4 protein-coding genes are annotated in these 21123 nt (G+C 71.9%); 3 read left to right on the top strand and 1 reads right to left on the bottom strand.

The annotated features are described in order from the left end of the window. Positions 1-126: 126 nt before the first annotated feature. Positions 127-19728, bottom strand: a complete 19602-nt coding sequence (locus tag LL648_RS27895; protein WP_232665721.1) for a hypothetical protein — start codon at positions 19726-19728, stop codon at positions 127-129. On the opposite strand from LL648_RS27895, the gene LL648_RS27890 reads away from it, so the two are divergent. From LL648_RS27890 to LL648_RS27880, 3 genes are all read left to right on the top strand, one after another. Then, the gene (locus tag LL648_RS27890; protein WP_232665720.1) at positions 19718-20179 is read left to right on the top strand and encodes a hypothetical protein; all 462 of its coding nucleotides are present in this window, start codon (positions 19718-19720) and stop codon (positions 20177-20179) included. The genes LL648_RS27895 and LL648_RS27890 overlap by 11 nt on opposite strands. A 12-nt stretch (positions 20180-20191) precedes the next feature. Next, positions 20192-20614, top strand: coding sequence for a hypothetical protein (locus LL648_RS27885; protein ID WP_232665719.1), 423 nt, complete (start codon positions 20192-20194; stop codon positions 20612-20614). An 18-nt stretch (positions 20615-20632) separates the two neighbouring features. Beyond that, positions 20633-21123 (top strand): hypothetical protein (locus tag LL648_RS27880; RefSeq protein ID WP_232665718.1); only part of this gene is annotated, 491 nt, incomplete at its 3' end.

Genomic DNA, 21123 nt, shown 5'->3' with positions numbered 1-21123 from the left:
TTCCCCAGCTCCTCGCGCGGCTCGAAGATCCATCTGATGTAAGGCGAGCCTAAATTACATATAGGCAGGCCTTACTGATAGATCTGGGTGATTCTCGTGACGCTGCGCGCACGCGATCACCGGCGCTCACGGCCGCTCCAGCGCCCGCCAGGCGGCGACCCCGTGCCGGGCCAGCACGGCTACCGCCTCGGGTGTCAGCAGCCACGGATCCTCGGGACGGCCCGGCAGCGCAGGCGGCACGGCGACCATGGAGATGCGGCGGCGCACCTTCGACCGCGTCCGGTCCGTCCACGGCCGGTCCTCCAGCACCATCAGCCGGGTCCCCGGAGGCAACAGCACCTCCCGCTCCCGCCGCGGCGCGCCGACCCGCAGCGGCCGGATCACGGGCATTCCCGCCGGCACCAGCACGGTCAGGCTGGTGGTCTTGTTGACGGGCGCCTTGACGGCCGACGTCGACAGCACAGCGGGGTCGACGTACACGTCGCCGGGCAGGTAGGTGCGTGGCACGGCACGGTCGTTGACCATCCGTTCCACGCGCAGCGACACCGGCAGCGCGTACCGCGCGAACAGCGCCTCCAGCTCCGCTTGCATCCTCTCGATGTGCGCCCCGCCGAACGGGTCGAGGCCACGCAGCCAGCCGTTGAGCGCCGTGTACCCGGACGTGACGTACCACCTCAGATGTTCCAGCTGCGCCACCGTCGGGCGGATCCGCACCCGGTAGTGCGCGCTGACCCGCCAGTACCGCCCGCGCATGAGCACCAGCCGCACCCGCATCTCGCGCAGCGCACGCTCCCGCGCGGTGGCCCCGCCCAGCGGCCGCAGCACCATCCGCACGGCGACGAGCCCGGCCGCGACCGCCACCGCGCCAACCGCGACCGGCACGGCCGAACCGCCCAGCGAGACCGCGAGCGCGGCCGCCGCCGCGCCACCGAGCAGCGCCGCCCCGATGCGTCGCAGGATCGCCGTCCGCGTTCCCGACCGCAGCGCGAGCAGGTCCGACAGCAAGGCCGACGCCAGCGCCGCCGCGCCACCCGAGAGCCACAGGAGTGCGGACTCCCCGGTCGCCGCAGCGCCACCGGCGTCGGCGTGCGCGATGCCCGCGCCGGCGATGAGGATGCCCAACACGATCCCCACGACGGCGACGCCCCTGCCCACCGCGCGTGCGAGCCGGCCAGGTGCCCGCGGAGCGTCGGCCGACCAGGCCCGCAAGCCACCGGGCGGAACGGCCACCGCGGCCGTCACCAGACCGAGGTGCAGCTGCGTGTGCACGACCGCACCACCGGCCAGCCCGAACGCAACCGCGATCACGAGCCGCAGCACCGGTCGATTCGACGGCGAGCCCGCCCACCGCACGATCGAGCTGCGGCGCGCCAGCGGCACGAGCGCCTGGTCGACACGGGCCCGCAGCCACGCCGGGGTGTCGCCGGCGACCAGCCACACCAGCCCGCCGATGGCCGCGCCCACGACGACCACCACCGGCCCGACGCCCGCGACCGCGAGCCAGAACCCGGCGACGCCCGCTACCAGCCCGGCGACGGCCCGCACGACAGCGGCGAGCCACGACGGACGCCGCGGCGCCGGCGCAGGGTCCGCCGCGGAACCGGGTTCGAGCCCGGCGGCGGGCGAGCCCAGCATCGCCAGCACGGGTGCGCGGGCCGCGGCCGGCAACGCAGTGATCAACCCGCCGTACGTCTGCCGGGCGACCGCCGCGGCAACCTCGGACGAGTGCGCCGTCGCCAGGTGGTTCACGATCGCGGTGAGCGTCAACACCCACGTCGCGATCTCGGCACGGCGCCGCTCGCCGAGCCGCGCACCGTGCACCAGTTCGACCACACGCAGCGCCGTGACCCGGAGCTCGAACTCCGGCTGGGGAAGCGCCAGCTCCAGTCCGCCGTCATGGGAGCGCAGCTCGGCCGCCCCGGCGTCGTCGACGCGGATGCGCAGGTGCTCACGCAGCCGGGAGACCAGCCGGATCCGCGCGACCGGTTCGAGATCCGTCACCGCGAGCGCCGCGGCCGCCGCATCGACGGCCGCCAGTGCCGCGGCAGCGTCCGGTCCGGGTGGCGGAGCGTTCCCGCGCGTCCAGCCCAGACGATCGATGGCGCGGACCGTCAAGAGCAGCATCACGCTGAGCGCCACCGGCGTCGCGGCGACGAGCGCCCACAACGCGCCCGGGTGCGCCATCAACCACTCGCCGGGCGTCCAGGCCCAAGCGGGGCGGGCGGTGCCGACCATCATCAGCGCGGTCGCCACCAGCACGACGAGCACCCTCAGCGCCGGGCGCCACCTCCCGTCCACCGGAGCGCGGACGGGGCGCGGCGCCATCAGCCGGTGCAGCACCCACAGCGCCACGACCGTGACGTATCCGGAGATCGCGGCGATGGTGGTCGCCCGGCCCAGGTCCGACCCGACGACCAGACCGACACCGAGCCAGCCGGCGACCAGCCCGCGCACCACGACGTTGATCAGCGCCCTGGCCGGCGGCCCGTGGGTCAAGCGGGCCCGCCAGGCGACGAGCTTCGCCACCCCCAACGCGCCCGCCGAGACGACACCGGCGACCGTCAGCTCCACCCAGTGCCGCGGCCAGACCGCGAGCAGCCCCCAGTACAGCAAGCTGACGTTCCCGGCCGCGCCCATCACGGCGAGGTACGAATCGCTCAACCGGCCCTTGCGCACCGCCGCGACGATGCCCACGATGCTCGCGTTCGCGAACGTCACCGTCAGCACCACCGTCACGGCCAGCATCACCGGGTCGAACGCCACCCAGCCCAGCTTGTAGGCCAGCAGCACGTTCCCCAGGTTCGAGATGCCCGGGAACGCCACCCACGTCACCAGACCGCTGATCAACGGGTGCACCGAACCCCGTCCACCACGCACGAGGTCGTACGCGCGGTTCACGGCCGACATCCCGAAGGCCGCGACGGTCGCCGAGTACGCCGCCGAGATCGTGATGTCCAACCAGGTCCCGACGATCGAGGCCGGCACCAGCACCAGCAGGTTCACCACGAACGTGCCGATCAAGGGCATCGCCAGCAGCGCGCCCGTCGGCCCCGACCGGACGGGCAGCAGGTTCAGCCCACCCCGCAGCCCGAACGCCGCGTTGCTCACCACCGCGAGCGCGGCCGGCAGCACGACCACCAGCACGACCGGCAGGCCGACCACGAACACCGCACCGGCCACCCCGACCGCCACCCACGCCCACCGACTCCCGGCAGGCACCGCACCTGCGCCGACCCGGCGCGGCAGGAACCCTTCGAACGGCAGGAGCGACGGCGACAGCAGGCCCGCGAAGCGTCCGACCGGCGAACGCACCATCGCCGTCGGGCTGCGCACCGAACCAGCGCCGGCGAGCGCACCACGTACCCGCGGGCCCAGCCACTGTCCGAGCCGATGCCCCAACCGCTGTCCGAGCCGCATCAGCAGCGGGGTCGCGGCGATCGCTGCCACGTACCCGATCCCGGCCAGGTCGAGGGCGGACGCCTGGCCGGCGGCCTGCACCGCCGCGACCGCGACCAGCGGCTTGGCGAGCATGATCCCGACGACCACCGCCGTCACGACCAAGGCACGCAGCACCCACCGCTTCCCCAGCCACTTCACGACACCGCGCAGCCGGCCGCCGCCGGTGCGTCCCCTCACCACGACGACCGCGAGGGCGATCTCGGCGATAACCGCGACTCCCGCGATGACGTTCACCCCGACGACACCGGGCAGGCCCATGCCCTCGGCGATCCCCAGTGCGAGGCTGGCCGCGAGCGACCCGACCCCGATCGCGGTCACCCGACCGGCGACGAAGATCGCGCCGATGCGCTTCCTGGCCTTGTCGTCCAGATCCTCCGGCAGCGCCCCGCGCGCGACCCCGTCCTGGATGCTGGAGATCATCTGGATCGCCACCCGGCTCAGGAACAGCGTCCAGAACACGCTGACGGGCGCGAAGAACGGCAGCGCGTTGGCCAGGAACGGCACCGCGATCGCCACCGCGAGGATCACCGCGGCCCAGCGCAGCTTCATCAGCCGCGGGATCACGTTCGTCAACGCCCCGACGATGCCGATCACCCCGGCGGCGAGCGCGGCGAACGTCAGCAGCGACCGTGACGACTCCGGCAGCCCGAGCGCCTCGTTCACCAGCGCCTCGGACACCGCAACCGCACCCGTCGGGCCGCGCACCGAACCCGCACCAGCGAGGGCCCTGCGCACCACTCGGCCGAGCCACAGCCCGAGCCGCACCAGCAACGGGGTCGCGGCGATCGCCGCCACATGCAGGATCGCTGCGACGTTCAGCGCCAGCGCGCCTCCCGAGCTCGCCGCCGCGGTGACCGTCGTTGCGGCGACGGCGAGCGGGGCGAGCCCGACCAGGACGGCGACGACCACCGCGGTGACGACACCCAGGCGCAGCAGCGCCCGGCCCTGCAGGATCTCGCGCAGCTTCGATGGCGCCCGGGGCTGCGCGGACGTCCGAACCGTGCCGTTGAGCAGCCCGAACGCCACGATCGCCGACATCGACGATCCGTTCGGCGCGGCCGCGGCGATCGCGATCGCGACGCTCAGCGCGATCACGATCACCGTCGTGACGGTCGGCCCGGCACCGCCGCTGCCACCCTTGCCGCCCTTGCCGCGGCCCTTCAGCTTGCTGATCCACTCGAACAGCCACGATCCCGGCATCCCGGCGGGCGCGGCCTTGATGTCGGCGATCATCTTCTCGATCGCCGCGACCTCGGCCCGAGCGGCCGCGAGCGCGTCCTGCACTTCGCTGTGCGCGCGGCGCAGCCGGTCGGCCCGGCGTGCCGACCGGGCGAACGTCCGCTTCGACTCGACCGCGGCGAGCTTCCGCTCCAGCTTCGCGACCAGCGCGTTGGTGCGGGTCATCATCCGTTGCGCTCGGGCGGTCCGGTGCCGGTCGAACCGGAGCGCCTGGATTTCGGCCACCCGGTCGGCGTTGTCGGCGCGCGCCTTCTCGATCTTGGCGTGGGCGCGCTCCAGCCTCTTCTTCCGCCAGGGTGACGGCGCCGCCGCCAGCTTCTTCGCGATCGCGTCCAGGCGCTTCTGCTGGCGGGACCGCACACGCTCGATCCAGGCCACCATCAGCTTCGCCTGGCGGGCGTCCCCGGCATCGGCCAGCCGCGCCCGCCATGCCGCAACCGCGATGAAGAAGCCGCGGACCTTCGCCGGCAGCAATCTTCCGATCCCGCGCAGCACGGCGAACACGATCTTCCCGGTGAGCCGACCCGGCCCCTGCATCAGATCCACCGTCTTGCGCTGCTTGGCTCGGGTGCGCAGGATCAGCTTCCGCATCGACCGCCGCGGCTCCACCTTGAAGCCGCCGACGATGCCGATCCCGACCCCGAGCTGCCAGAACGTGTAGTGCGCGGCGGACTTCGAGAACAGCCCCCTGTTGTAGGAGAGAACCCTGCTGACGAGACGCCACAGCAGCGGCGTCCCCTTCATCGCCGGCGGCTGTACACCGGGGACGGGTGCGAACGCGGTGGCGAGCAGCTTGAACTTCTGCGCGAAGAACGCGATCTCGACGAACCCGAAGATGATCAAGGAGCCGCCCGCCCGGTAGACCGGCAGCGCGCCGGCCCACCAGTTCCGCTCCGATGCCGGGAGGGCGAGGCCCTCCAGCACCGGGTCGGGGACCCGCCCGATCAGCAGGTCACCCGACGTCGCGAACTTCAGCGCCACCACGCTGAGCGCGAACGCGAGCCACTCCGTGGCCGGGTGGGCCGAGAGCAGCGCCACGAGCCCGTCCAGCGGCACGACCACCCCGATCGACCAGAGCGCCGTCGACCACGCGAGCGCGCCGCCCCGCTCGTACCGGGAACCCTTCACGGCCTTGCCGGCGCCGGCCGCGCGCTTGCGGAGCTGCCACCAGCGCGGCTTGGCCTTCAGCGGCACGCTGCCGAACCGGGCCGGCTTCCAGTGCGGGAAGATGAACATGAACACCGACACCGCTGCTGCGATGGCGGGGCTGGTGAGGATGCCGATCACCAGCAGGACGACCGTCTGGATGATGGGGAAGTACAGCCGCCGCTCGTAGTCGGCGAGCAGCCTCGGCTGGCGCCCCACGTTGCGCACCCGGCGCGCACCGAACCCGGCAGCGGCGGCCTTCGCCCTGGCCTCGCCGACGATCCTCGCCAGCTCGCGGTTCGCCCCGTCACGGGCGTCGACCAGCGCAGCCAGCTCGGCACCGGTCACTCCCGCGGCGATCCCGCGGGCCAGCGCCTCTGCCGCGTTGACCACGGCGATCAGCGCCACCCTGGACGCCTTGACCGACCACCGCACCTGCTTGGCCAGCCGCCATCCGGCCACCCCGCGCAAGCGCAGCGGGACGATCGACCAGAGCGGGTGCTCGACGGCGCCCCAGGCCAGCACGACCCCGCGCAGCCAGCCGCGCAGCGCCGCCGCCTGGTCGGCGACCGGGAGGCTGCCGATGCCGGCCAGGCCGGCGACACCGAACGGGTTGCGCCAGAACGCCGCCACGACCGCGGGCGGGGCCCTGGCCAGCAACCGGCCCAGCTCGCCGCCCGGCCGGAACCGGTCGACGCCCTGGCCGTCGGACTGCTTGGCCAGCAGCTGCTGGTCGGTCAGCTCGTCCAGCCACGCAGCGATCTGGGACGCGCCGATGCCCCGTGCGGCCAGCTGGGCGGCCAGCGCCTGCACCCACGCGGGGGCGTCCGCAGGGACGTTCGTGATCAGGTCGACCAGCTCGTCGACCGTCACCCCGGCCAGGTGGGTCTGCGACAGCCCGTTGCCCGACCACAGCGCACCGAGGATCCGCCAGACGTCCCACCTCGCGGCGTCCCCGTCGCCCAGCCGGGGATCCGTGAGCCGCGCCCAACCATCGAGCGCCGCCTGCACGGCGGCGCGACGCTGCGCCGCGCGGCCGCGGACCCGCGGCGCGGGCGCCCCGGACGTGGCCGCCCGGCCCAGCATCCGGTCGAGCTCGTCGATCTTCTTGGCGGCGGCGGAGAAGAGCCGCATCCGCTTGCCCTTGTTGGTCGTGGTCTTCGCGAGCTCGTCGTGGATCGCGGCCAGGTCGCGGAGCAGGTCGTTCGCGGCACCGGTCCGCCTCGTGTTCCACAGCTTCGACGCGGCCCGGACCGCGATCCGCCGCTCCACGTACTCGGCGAAGGCCGCCGCCTGGTCCAGCAGCTCGTGCCGGACGTCGCGGTGCCCGTCGAAGACGTGCTCGTCGTGCGCGGCGTCCGGGTGCTCGAAGTGGACGTTCTCGTGCCGGTGCAGATCGGCGAGCCAGCCGTCCAGCATGCGCTGGAGCCGATCGGCGAGCGCGTGGAAGTTCTGCTCGCGCGCAGCGGCGATCACCTCGACGATGCGCACGATCCGCGCGAGCAGCCCGCTGTCGACCGCAACGAGCCGCTCGCCGTTGCCGACCCACGCGAACGCGACGAGGTCGTCGATGCCGAGCTTCTTGCGCACCCAGGCCTGCAGCCCGCGCACCGGGTAGAGCAGCATCGTGCCGATCACGGTGCCGATCTCGTCGCGCACCGCGATGGGCACGACAACCGTCCGCCCCGCCCGGTACAGCTTGCTCAGCCACTTCGCGAGCCGCTTGCCCTTCCGCGGCGCGAGGTCACCACCCTCCCGGCGGCTCGGCCCACCGACACCGTTCACGGACGACGGCGGCGGCGCCCGCGCCCCGGCCAGGTAGATCATCGAGACGGTGACGCCGACAGCCATGACAACCGCGAGCGCCTTCAGCAGCGCGGGGCCGGCGAGCGCGCTCGCACCGGACCACGCGGCCGCCGCCGTGCCGCCACCAGCGACGACGGTCGCGCCGGCCGGGAGCGCGAGCACCAGGATCACCGCGGCGATCAACCCGACGACCACCGCGATCCGGCGCAGCCACTTGCCCAGCTTGCGAGCCGAGACGGGCGAGCCCGCCCCGGTCATCCGCGACAGCGCGCCGCCCTGCTTGTCCGCCTCCCGCTGCGCTCCCGTCAGCTTCCGACGCTTCTCGTTGTGCCGCCGCCGTTCCTGCTTGCCGCGCGGCTTCTGCTTGCGCAGCTCGTCCAGCGACACCTGCAGCTGCTGCTGCTTCGCCGCGTTGCGGGCGATCGCCTTCGCCAGCACCCTGCTCTGCGGCGCCGACGGGGCCGTGATCCCGCGCAGCACGGCGCGCAGCCGGGCGGCCTCCGCGATCAGCTTCGCCCTCCGGTCGACCTGCCACTTCCGGTTCGACGCCTTCAGCTTGGCCAGCTTCACCTGGATGCGCTGCAGGCGGGCCTCGTAGCGAGCCCGCAACCGCTTCTCGAAGTCAGCCGCCAGGCCGTCGAGCACCTGCTCGATCTCCCGAGCCCGCTTCTGGTTCTCCGCCAACGCCTCGGCCAGCTTCTGCTGCCGACGCTTCGACCGCGACCGATCCAGCTGCTTGCGCTGCCAGGACTGCTCGGTCAGGTTCAGCACCAGCATCCGCTGCGCATGCTCCACCAGATGGACGAACGCCCGGTTCGCCCAACGGTCGGGCAACGTGTCCAGCCAGCTGCCCAACCGACCCGGCGCGATCTTCACAAGACCGCGGGCCAGCTTGAACACGAGCCAGCCGATGATCCGGCTGGGGCCGGTGAAGGCATCGATCACCACGTCCTGGTCGAGCCGCTTGAGCCGCTTCTCCTGGAGCACGAACTCCTTGACCAGCGCGCGGGCGTCCCACAACACGTGCCGCTCGCCCTGCGCGTCGACGAAGCCGGCGGTGAAGGTGAAGAACAGGAACGAGTAGAGCCGGGGCCGCTTGGTCGAGAGGGCCTTGTCGTAGGAGCCGAACCACGCCCGCAACCGCTGCCACAGCCGCAGCCCGACGAACTTCGGCTCCGGCACGCCCGCCACCGGCCCGTACACCGGCGGCGTCGGCGCGAACCAGTACACCGTCGGCCCGAAGTAGAAGTCGACGATCCGCGCCGTCAGCATCACCCTCGCGTCGGGGAGGAACGTGCCCAGCCACTTCTCGCGGTTGCCGAACTCCTCGTGCCTGCCACGCGACATCGACGTCGACATGAAGCCGGCCAGCAGCGCGCCCCCGCCGGCGATCTCGAACGCCAGGAACGGCAGCGCCTGCCACGACCACCACGTCGCGCTCCACAGGGGCAGCATCAACGCCAACATCCACGCCCGCTCCCAGCGGATCGACCTCAGGAAGCCGCGCAAGCCGGGCCCCGCACCGCCGGCCAGCTTGGTCTTCACGTGCGGGAACAGGAACCACACCGGCGTCACAACCGTCGCCAGCCACAACGGGAGGTGGCTCAGCACCGCGGAGGCGAACATCGCCGCGAGGATCGGCGAGTACACGCGGCCCTCGACCCGCAGCCGGACGGAGCGGATCAGGTTGACCACACCGCCGGCCACCCGAGCCGGGAACCGCAGCAGCTTCTGCAGCCACGGCGGGCCACGTCCCAGCCCGACCCGGTAGGCCTTGATCACGGCGGGCGTCGCGGCGACCGCCGCCAGCTGCACGATCTCCGGCCAGTACGCGGCCAGGAAGGTCACCAGGTTCATCCAGACGCCGCCGGCCCCGGCACCCGCCGCAGCGCCGGTCGTCGCGCCGGCCAGCGGTGCGACCACCAACAGCACCGCGGCGACCACAGCGACGACCACCGCGATCCGGCGCAGCCACTTGCCCAGCTTCGACGTCCGCTTCGCGGGCGAGCCCGCCCCGGTCATCCGCGACAGCGCGCCGCCCTGCTTGTCCGCCTCCCGCTGCGCTCCCGTCAGCTTCCGACGCTTCTCGTTGTGCCGCCGCCGTTCCTGCTTGCCGCGCGGCTTCTGCTTGCGCAGCTCGTCCAGCGCCGCCCGAAGCTGCTTCTGCTTCGCCGCTTTGCGGGCGATCGCCTTCCCCAGCTTCTTGCTCTGCGTCGGCGTCGGCGCCGTGATGCCGCGCAAGATCGCGCGCAAGCGGGCGGCCTCCGCGACCAGCGCAGCTCGACGGGAGGTCGACACCCGCCCGTTGCGGGCGGCTGCCTTCTTCTGCAGCTTCTGCTGCTTCACCTGGATGCGCTGCAGGCGGGCCTCGTAGCGAGCCCGCAACCGCTTCTCGAAGTCAGCCGCCAGGCCGTCGAGCACCTGCTCGATCTCCCGAGCCCGCTTCTGGTTCTCCGCCAACGCCTCGGCCAGCTTCTGCTGCCGACGCTTCGACCGCGACCGATCCAGCTGCTTGCGCTGCCAGGACTGCTCGGTCAGGTTCAGCACCAGCATCCGCTGCGCATGCTCCACCAGATGGACGAACGCCCGGTTCGCCCAACGGTCGGGCAACGTGTCCAGCCAGCTGCCCAACCGACCCGGCGCGATCTTCACAAGACCGCGGGCCAGCTTGAAGACCAACCAGCCGAGCAGCCGCGTCGGGCCGGTGAACAGGTCGATCACCACGTCGTGCTCGAGCCGCTTGAGCTTCTTCTCCCGGATGGTCAGCTCGAGCAGGAGCGCCCGCGCGTCCCAGACCGTGTGGTCGGCGCCCAGTGCGTCGGTGAACCCACCGGTGAACGTGAGGAACAAGAAGGAGTAGATCCGGAACCGCTTGGTCGACAGGCCCTTGTCGTAGGACGCGAACCACGCCCGCAACCGCTGCCACAGCCGCAGCCCGACGAACTTCGGCTCCGGCACCCCTGCCACCGGCCCGTGCACCGGCGGTGTCGGCGCGAACCAGTAGACCGTCGGGCCGGCGTAGAGCCCGAACACCCGCGCGACGAGCATGAGCCGGGCGTCGGGGAGGAATACGCCGAGCCACTTCTCGCGGTTGCCGAACTCCTCGTGCCGGCCGCGCGACATCGACGTCGACATGATGCCGGCCAGCAATGCACCCGCGCCGGCGAGCTCGAACACCAGGAACGGCAGCGCCTGCCACGACCACAGCGAGACGCTCCACAGCGGGAGCGCGAACGCCAGCATCCAGGCCCGCTCCCAGCGGATCGCCTTCAGGAAGCCGAGCACACCGCGCTTCGCACCGTCGGCCAGCTTGAGCTTCGCGTGCGGGAACATGAAGAAGAACGGCAGCAGCACCGACAGCCACGACGGTCCCAGCCCGAGCAGCCAGGCAAGCCCGGCGGCGATCAGTGCCGGGACGATCGGCATGTACAGCCGGCCCTCCACCTTGAGCGCCAGCGCCCGCACCACCTCGAGCGCACCGCGCAGCACCTTGCCGGGGAACCGCAGCAGCGCCTGCAGCCAGCGCGGACCACGCGTCAGCCCGACCCGGATCGCCTTGATCACCGCAGGCACCAGGACGATCGCGGCCACCTGCAGGATCCCCTGCAGGTTCTCGGCCACGAACTGCACGACGTGCAGCCAGAACGCGGGGTCACCCGGGACCGGGCTGCCCTGCGCGGCGGCAGCGGCGACGTTCGCGCCCATGATCGCCGGCAGCACCACACCGATGACGACGGCGGCCACGACCGCCTTCGCAGCGACCGCGAACACCGCCCGTGCGACCCGACCGAGGAACCGGAACCCGGCACCGGCCAGACCGAGGAGAGCGCCCAGCCACGCCGGCGGGCCGCGGGCCCGCACCGTCAGCACGACGTGCACCGCCAGCACCCCGGCCATCACCACCGCGAGTCCGATCAGGCCGGGCGGGGCGTTGCCGAACGCGTCGGCGAGCATCCCGAGCAGCGAACCGCCGCCGTTCCCGTTGCCGCCGCCACCGTTGAGCGTGGTCGCACCGGCCTGCCGGCCGCCACCGAGCGCGGCGGGCAGGACGACGCCCAGCCCGGTGAGGAACCCGACGACACCCAACGCGCTCGCGCCGGGGAACCAGTTCTTGCGGGCGAAGATCTGCCGGACCGTCGTGCGCAGCGAGGCCTTCGCCCACCAGGCCGCCAGCCAGGACGGTGCCCCGAGCGCGTTGCTCACCCACGGCAGGTGACTGTCAGCAGCTTCTCGGCCGCCTCGCAGCGCACCCGTCACGTACGCATCAACGATCCGACGCAGCGCGTCTGCCTGTGCGCCGTCCGCCGGGCCCCCGGCCCGCACGATCATTTCGAGCACCGGTCCCGCGTGCTCCCAGAACTCCGGAGCGCTCGGGTCCGTCGCCCGCAGCTTCGCCAGCCGCTCCGACGGTGTGTCACCAGCCCGCACCGGCGGCCCACTCGGCGCCAACGCCGGGAGCAACCGCTCCGGCATGAACGCCTGCGAACCCGGTACGAAGCCCGGCTCGGTCAGTGCCTTCGGCGCCGGCACCGGCACAGCCGGACCAGCACCGCTCTTCTCGAGCCACCCGCCGCCCTCGTCGAGCGACACCGTGGCCCTACCCGTCGAACCCGGCTCGTGCACCCATGCCCCGGTGCTCGGCGCCACGATCGACGCATCCAGCTGCTGCTGCAGCTGCTCCATCTCGAAGCTGCACGCACCCAGCCCGCACGCCACAACCACCACGCGGGGCTGCTGAGCACCCTCCTTCGCGTTCGCCGTGTTCTTCTGCCAGTTCTTGAACGACCGCAGCCCCTTCAGCAGAGCCGCGAGCTGCCCGGCGGTCAGCCGGAGCTTGTCTCCCTCCACCAGGACGTAGGCGCCCTGCTCGTCGGAGTGCACCACGACCAGGTAGTCGGGTGTGTCGGTCCAGAGGTACTTGCCGAACGTCTGCAGCTGGTCGTCGTTGGTCGCGACGATCACACCGTTGCCGTTCGGGCTTTCCAGCGCCTGCTTGCGCAGCCGCTTCACGTCAGCGCGGTTCGCCCAGCGCTCATCGAAAGCTGGTGGGCCGCGCGACCGCGCCGCGTAGACCGCCTGCACCACCATCAGGGCGCCGACGGCGCCGGCCAGCAAGATCAAGACGAGTGGGGCGTTGCTCAGCGCATCGAAGATGGCGCCCAGCAATCCGCCGCCGTTCGGAGTACCGCCACCGAGCAGACCACTCAGCAGCGCCGCCAGCGGCGACTGACCGTGCCGGGTCGCGCCGCCACCGCTGCCGTTCTGCGGGCCGGCGCTGGCATCCGTGGCCGAACCGGTGTCGGAGTCGCCGTTGCCGTCGTCGCCCGGGGCACCGGGGTCGGCGCCACCGGCGGCGAGCGGGTTCTGCTGCGCGCCGGCCGGGTCGGCGACCGGCTCCGGCCCCGCCAACGGGGCGTTCGGGTCGGCCACCTGCGCACCGGATGCGGGGTTCGTCGCGGGGGTGGCGGGCGCCGGCTCGACGGCGCCCGGCCCAACCGGCTCGTCCACGACCGGAGCACCGGCCGGCGTGGCCGGGTCGACGGTCGCGGGGTTCGGGACGGCACCGTTGGGCACCGCTGCGTTCGGCACCGCCGCGTTCGGCACCGCCGCGTTCGGCACCGCCGCGTTCGGGACAGCTGCGTTCGGCACCGCTGCGTTCGGGTTCGGGACAACCGCGTTCGGAACGGCTGCGTTCGGAACTGCCGCGTTCTGCACCGGCGGGGAGTTGCCCGGGACCGCACCGAGGGGCGCACCCTGCGCCTGCTGGTCGGTCGCGGTCGGCGCGTTGCCGCCCTGGGCCTGAACGGGCGCCGGGATGTTGTTCGGCTGGTTGGCCACTGCGCCGCCCTGGGTGGCGATCGGACCACCCTGCCCGCCGCCCTGACCCACGATCGGGACACCCTGACCCGGAGCGCCCTGCCCCGGCGCGCCGCCGCCGACGTTGCCACCACCCGGGGTGCCACCGACCGGGCCGTTGGTCGGGGCCACGTTCGGGACGCCGAGACCGCCGCGGACGGTCGAGCTCGGCTTCGCCGCAGGCTTGTTCTGCATGACGATGAACGGCACGTTCGTCCCGAAATCGGACGTCACGCGCTGGTTGCCGTAGCCGCGGCCGGGGTTGGCCGCGATGGCCCCGGCCACGTCGTCCTGGCTCACACCGAGCCGCTTGGCGACCGCGTAGGCCGGCACCCGGTCGGCACCGAGGTTGACGGTGTCGAGGTAGTCGAGGACGCGCGAGTCCATCGATGCGCCGTCGCCGCCCTTGACCGACGGCAGCCAGCCCCGCTGCGGTGGGGAGGCCTGCTTCAGGATGGTGCCATAGGGCGCGTTGTGGATGTTGGCCTCGGTGATCCGCTCACCCTTCAGCTGCGCACCTTCCAGCACGAAGCCGGCAAGACCCGACCACGACGGGTTCTGCACGAGATCGCTACCGCTGTTGACCCACGAAGCGATGTCGAAGAACTCGGCGGTGTGCCCGAGGCCGCGCCCGAGGTTCTGGGTCTTGGTGTAGACCGATTCGCTGCGAGCCAGCGGTGCGAGCCTGCCGACGCCGGCGAGCTCGCCGATGCCGACGGTGGCGACGTCGAGCCATTCATTGCGCGCGGCCGCGCTCGTGAACGGGTTGATGCTCTGCTGGTTGTTGTACCGGGTGACCAGGTTGCCCGCGGCGTCGATGCCCATGAGCCGGCCGGTGTTCACCATGATCGTGCGGGCCGCGTTCAGCCTGATCACGGAGTTGATCGCGGTGGTGGTCCGCAGGAAGGTGGTACCCGCGGTTGCCATCTGGATGGCCCTCGCGCCGAACATGCCGCCGCGCACCGCCCACATCGCGCCGGCGGCCGGGCTCGCGAGACCGCCCGACGCGCCGATCGCCACCACCGTCAGGACGACCATGGTGCCGGTGAGCGCCCAGTCGGTCGCGACCTCGAGGTCGGATGTGATGTGCGAGCTGTGCACTTCGAACTGGAGACGCTCCCCCGCCGGCGGCGGCGCGTACTTGCCGTCCGCACCCTTCCGCAGCGGCTCGATCTCGAGGAACTTCTTGGGCAGGATGAGCTTGACGTCCTCGTCGTCGAAGTACTCGCTCTCCTCCTGGAACTCCCGGAACGAGCCGAACGAACCGCCCTTGACGATCGTGGGCTTGCCGTCCTTCCCGATGACGAAGAAGATCGAGGTCTGGCCGACGTTGCCGTCCTCGTCCCTGACCGGTGCGGTGATGACCCGCAGCTCGCCGTTCTTGGCCGCGTCGCGGAGGCGGCCCATCTCCTCGTCGACCTTTTCGCGGTCGGTCTTGCCGTCGTCGAGGTACTCCAGCTCCATCAGCTTCTGCGCATCGCCGAGGTCGGTCACCCGCGACCGGCCCTGGAAGTTGAGGAACTCGTCCGCCGAGATCTGCGAGGCGAGCTCGACCATCTCGTACTCGCCCATGTTCTTGACGTGCGCGGCCTCGGGGCCGGAGAGGTTCTTCCACCCCGGGAGGTTGATCGCGGCCGTCTGCGCGAAGTACACGTCGGGCAGGCCGCTCGACGGCATCTGGAACTTGAGGTAGTCGACGCCCTCGGCGCGCTGCCCGTCGTCGTTCGCGATCGCGTCGTAGTTCATCCCCAGGTAGGCGCCGAGGACGGCGGCCTTCTCCTCGGCGAACTTCTTCTGCCTCGGGTCGCCGGAATTGATCATCTTGCCGAGCGTCGCGTTGATCGCGTCGAGCGAGCCGTCGGCCGTTCCGAGCCGGCCGGCCCACTCGGGGTCGTTCGACTTGCCCGCGATCATGATGTCGATCGAGCGCAGCGCCTCGTTGTCGATCACCGGTCCGGCCGGGATCAGGCCCTTCAGGCCGGCCAGCTTGGTCTCCAGCTCCTCCTTCTTGCCGTTGAGCGCCTCCGCAGCCTCGGGGGTGCGCTCCTTGCTCTTGTTGAACGCGTCGATCGCCTGGTTGTTCAGGTACTGGTCGTACTGCACCTGGCGGATCTGTCCCTGCACGTGCAGTGACGCGGTGAGGGAGATGCCGGCACCGCCGGTGCCGCGCTGGAGGTCGGAGATCTGCTTGCGGGCCCGCTCCTGGTCCGACTTGCCCGCGGGGGCCGAGCCCGCGATGTCCCGGCTCAGCCCGGGGTCACCCATGACCTCGGCCTCGTACGGGGTGGGGACGTACGCGTTGTAGTTCATCACCTGGATCGCCTTGATCAGGCCGCGCTGGTCGCCCCACTTCCCAGCACTGATCGCGAACGGCACGAGCCGATCACCGAGCGCCTTCTCCTCGGCCTTGGACAGCCCGCCGGCGAGAGCGGCGTCGATGTCGCGGCCGAGCTGGATCGCGCCCTCGACGCCGCCGCCGGGCTCCTGAGCGCGGATGGAGGTGTGGCGGTTGCCGGACTGCGCCTCCAGCACCTTGATCGACGCGAGCCCGACGTCGACGAAGCTCGTGGGGTTCTGCGTGTCGTACTGCTTGCGCTCATCGGACGTCAGCGTCTTGAGCTGTTCCGGTGCCAGCGGCGGCAGCATCAAGCCCTTGCCCACCATGTTCGGGTCGAGGCCGAGGCTCGTGGCGATGTCGCGGTCCTGCTTGTTGTCCAGCGACGGACGCAGGTAGCTGTTCGGGCCGAAGACCGGGCGCTCCGAGTACGCGTCGACGGCCGTCAGCCACGTCGGGTCGGCCTCGCCGATCCAGTCGTAGCGGTCGGCGTTCTCGAGGTTGCCCTTGAAGTTCTCCTCTGTGTAGAGGTTGAAGTTGTAATCCGAACGCGAGCACTTGCCGAAGCAGGAGATGCCGGCGTGCTTGTCGGCCTTCGGGTTGTTCGGGTCCTCGACGTGGTAGAGCATCCGGAACCCGCCGACCCACCGGCCTTCCTCGCTGGCGTCGACCTCCTTGCCGTTCTCGTCGATCTTGATGGGCGTGGTCTGCACGTACTCGCCGTCGCGCGTGTTGCCGTTGCAGAAACCGTTCTGGGTGCTGCCGGTCGAGCAGGAGACGCCGCCGCCGTTGCCCTTGGCGTCGCGGTAGGAGACGACGATCCAGCAGTCCTTGCCGCCGCAACCCGTCGGGTCGCCCTGCGGGGTGATGGTCTGGACGAGGCCCGGGCCGCCTTCGAGGAGCTTCGCCCCGAACCAGCCGTTGGGCGCCTTGAGGTTGTTGGGGTCGGGCGACCCCTCCGAGAGCTGGCACCAGACCGGGCACTTCGAGTCGTTGTTCTTCGGGTTCTCCGAGTCCATCACGCACAACTTGCCGCATTGCTCCGACGGCGCCGCGGCGTCGCCGGGGCGCTGCACCTGGCACATGCCCTCGCAGTTGATGTAGCCGCCCTGCCCGGCGGCGTTGTCGAACCGACCCTGGAGGCTGGGCACCGCGTTCACGAGCGGGTCGAACGCGTTGCGCTGCTTGCCAGGGGTGTTGAACATCTTCAGCCCGTCGGCCCGCGTGACGGCGCCGGTCTGGCCGTACACGCTGAAGCTGCCGTAGGGGTCCTTGTCGCTCGGCGAGACGATCGCGACCGACGGTCCCTGCTTGCCCTTGAGGACCGGCTTGCCGTCGCCGTTCGACTCGACGATCCAGCCCTCGGCACCCTCGACCTTGCCCTTGGCGTTGTCCCAGTTGATGCGCGCCGGGTTGCCCGCGTTGTCCCGCGCGACCAGGACCGCGTTCGCGTTGACGGTCTCGATCACGAACTTGTCGGTCTTGACGCCGTTGCTCAGGACGCCGCGGCACCCGTCCATGCAGGAGGTGGCGAACGGCGCGCCGGTCTTGTCCCCGAGGTCGGCGATGTAGGGCTGGCCCGGACGCGACGGCTTGTCGTAGTAGACGTGCGAGCCGTTGTAGCCGTCGTGGGCCTGCCCGGTCCCGTCCACCATGATCTGGCCGCGGCCGTTGATGTCCCGCGCCACCGAGATGCCTCTGGTGCCTTGCGCGGCGTCGCGGCCCTTCTCCCCTTCCTTGGGGAAGTTCCCGTTCGCGGCCGGGCCGCCGACCTCGGTCGGGATCGAGCCGTCGAACTGGTTCGCGGCACCGCGGTCGTAGGTGATCGTCTCGCCGCTCGACCCGGTTGCCGTCATCTTGTTGCAGAACCAGATGAAGCAGGCCTTGACCTCGGTCTTGCCGTCGGCACCCTTCGCCGAGACGGTGCAGATCAACACGAAGTTGCAGTCGCCCTTGACGTTGCGCTGGTTGATCGGGTCCAGCGCGAGCCGCACCAGCTTGCCGTCCTTGGTGACGCCGTACCCGGGCGGCGGCGCGAGCTTCGGGCCGATGATCGTGGCGCGGTTGTAGCCGCCCTTCGTGAACTGGTCGCAGTCGCCCGAGCACTGCGCGGTGCCGTAGCCGCCCGGACCGGCCACCGCGATGGCGACAACGCCGCAGCCACCACCGGACGAGCTCGACCCCTTGCAGGTGCCCCAACCGAACGCGTCCCAGCGCTTCTTCTCCACCAAGTAGGTGGCCGGGGTGATCCGCCGATCCGACGCCTCGGCGTGCGCGTAGAAGCTGGCCTTGCAGTTCGGCGCGCCGGAGCAGGAGGCAGCGGCGTTGGCCTTGTTGCCCTTCGCGTAGGCCTGCGCGGCGACCGCAACCGCACCGCCGCCCATGCCCCCGCTGGCGGAACCGCTCGCGCTGGCGTTCGCGCGGGTGCCGCTCTTGCCGCCCATCGACGCCGACGCCGTGGCGGAGTAGGAGTGCTCGCAGTTCGTGCCGGGGCTGCCGTTGCAGGCCGCGGCGGCCTGGGCCCAACCGGGGCCCCCGGCGGCCATCGCGGTGGTCAGCGCCTGGCCGTCGCCGATCGTCCCCTCGCCCCAGCCCTTCGATGCCGCCTTCGCGCCCGGCGCCTCGTCGGTGCTCTGGGCGAGGTAGGAGTAGTGGCAGGTTGATCCCTCGGTGGCCTGGCACGCCGCCGCAGCCATCGCGTGCTGATCGCTGATCTCGGTGACGGCCCGCGTGGCGCAACGGCCCTGCGCCGCGGCGGTGCAGCTGCCGTCGGCGTTCGCCAGGTGCGTGGCACCCTCGGCGACAGCGGAGTTGCGTGCGATCACCGTGCACGTGCCGCTGCCGTCGCAACCGGCCATCGCCTGCGCGGCCCGGCCCAGCGCGTAGCTGCCGGTGGTGGAGCTGCAGGTGCCGGCCGACGTGCAGTCCGCGGCGGCGACGGCCCGTGAGGTCTGGTCGACCGCGGGGGCAGTGCGCGTGCGCAGCGACTCGATGACCGCGGCGGGGTCGTCACCTGCGGCGGTGGCGCTGGTCGTGGTGACCGAGCACGTGCCCGCCCCGTCCTTGCCCGAGGTGCAGGCACCGTCGACGGCGGCGCTGGTGGCGCCCGACATGGCGTCCGCAGCGGTGCTCACCGCCATCGAGCCCGACGCACTGACCAGCGCCTTGCACGGGTCGCTCCCGGTGCAGCCGGTGGAGCCACGCGCGATCGACACGCTCGACGCGTCGGTGCCGGCGGGGTTCGCGGCAGGCAGGGCGGCCGCGGGGTCGCGGGCGAGTCGGGCGAGCTCGGCGGCGCCGCCGTCCGGGCTGGCCGCGGAGACCGTCTCGGTGCTCACCTGGCCGGTGCAGCCCTGCGGGCAGTCCAGCTCGGCGCCCGCCTGGGTGGTGCCGGTCCGGCCGGGGAGCATGGCCGGGTTGTTCGGGTCGGCGCTCTTCGGGTCGGCTGCGCCGCTGTTGGTCGTGGTGGTCGCCGACGCGTTGGCGCCGACCATGCAGCCGCCGCCGGCCCCGCTCCCAGCGCCGGTGCAGGTGCCCTCGGCGTGCGACACGCTCGTCGCGGTGTCGCCGACACCGCTGGTGTTCGCGTCGCTGGTGACCGTCGCGGTGCAACCCTTCGCGACGCACTGCGCAGCAACCGACGACTGCGACATCGTGGCCGGGGCGCCGGTCACCGGCTCCTTCGCCAGCTCGGCAGCCTGCTTCGCGGTCTCGGTCGCGTTGTTCGCCGTTTCGGCCGCCTCAGCAGCCTTCTTCTTCTCGTCCTCGGTCGCGCCGACACGAGCCGCGACCTTCGCCGCGTCCTTCGCGTCCTGCTCCGCCTGCTTCGCCTGTTCGGCCAAAGCTTCGGCGGTCTTGTTCTGCCGCTCCGCGACGATGTCGGCCACAACCTGCCCGGCCGCCGCGCTGGAGTTCGTCTGGACATGGCAACCACCCGAACCCGAGCAGCTACCGGAAGAGGTCGAACCACCCTCCGGTGGGCCACGAGCGCCGTTCGCACCCGCCACGTTCATCGGACCGTCGCTGCCCGCCGCCGTGCTCGACGCCGTGCCGGTGCACTTGGTGCCCTGCGCGCAATCCATTGTCGCGTTCGCCATCGACCATGCCGACGCACCCGCCACCGTCGGACCACCCGCATTCGCCGACGAACCCGGCGCCGTCGGGGCCGGCGGAGTCGCAGGCCGCTCGTCCTTCTTGCCCTGCTCCTCCGACGGCTGCTGCGATTCGCCGGTTGTCTCCTGCGAGACGGTGGCGTTGGCGGTCGACTTCGCCTGCACCACCGGAGCAATCACGTTCGCATCCGGCCCGGTCGAGGCACCCGAGTTCGTCACCGCCTGACACACACCGCCAGTGACACCGGTGCAGGTTCCCTCGCTGCGCGCACCCCGCGGCTCCGCCGACACGCTCGGGTCGGTCGCGGTGGCCGAACTGGTGACCTTCCCGTCGCACAGCTTCGCGCCATCACACACCAGGACCGCGCCGGCCACCGACGCCGCCGACGGACCGGCCGGCAGCCGGGCCGCGTTGATCTTGTTGTCCTCCCCGGCAAACGCGAGCGCAGCACCCGGACCAGACGAGGCGTTCGACTTCGACACCAGCTCACAACCGCCGGCCCCACCGGTGCAGGTTGCGGTGCCCTCCGACGTCCGCGGCGCCGCCGTGCCCTCGAACGCGGTCGTGGTGGTCTTCACCGAGCCCGAGCAGTCGTTCCCGGCCTCACACGAGATGGTGGCGGTCGAGGACGACGTCGAAGACGGCCCGGTCAACGGCTGACCCGCCACCGGCATACCGGTGGCCGGGTCGAGCACCTGGAAGTCCGGAGCGCTGGACGCCTTCGAGCTGGCCTCACCCGTGCAACCGCCGCCCTTGACCGTGCACTCCGCCGTCGCACTCGTGCCCCGCGCGTCAGGCGTGACCGCGGTGTCCCGGGCGCTCGTCGCCGCCGCACCGCTGCCGCCGCACTCCGCCGCGCCCGCCTCGCAGGTGATCGTCGCGGTCGCGATCGAGACACTGACCGGGCCGCTCACCGCGGCGGGGTCGGTCCTCAAGGTCTTGGTCGCGGCCCGGTCGGTGACCTCCGTGCCCGAGGTGGCCTTGCACTCGCCGCCGTTGGCGGTGCAGTTCGCCGAACCCTTCGAGTCCCGCACACCGGTGATGTCACCGGACGCAGCACCGGTGGTCTCGGTGGCGCCGGTGCCCTTGCAGGTCGGGCTGTCACAGTCGACCTTCGCGGTCGCGTTCGAGTCAGCGGTCAACACCCGACCCGCCGGCTCGGTGTCCAG

Origin of the sequence: Pseudonocardia sp. TRM90224 (assembly GCF_021245725.1) — a bacterium.
Classification (GTDB): Bacteria; Actinomycetota; Actinomycetes; order Mycobacteriales; family Pseudonocardiaceae; genus Pseudonocardia.
The sequence above is the reverse complement of the archived record's forward strand: the minus strand, read 5'-3'. Positions and strand labels throughout refer to the sequence as shown.

Excerpts from the sequence above, each read along its gene's own strand:
- LL648_RS27890 (WP_232665720.1), top strand. The coding sequence starts at position 19,718 with ATGTCGGCCACAACCTGCCCGGCCGCCGCGCTGGAGTTCGTCTGGACA.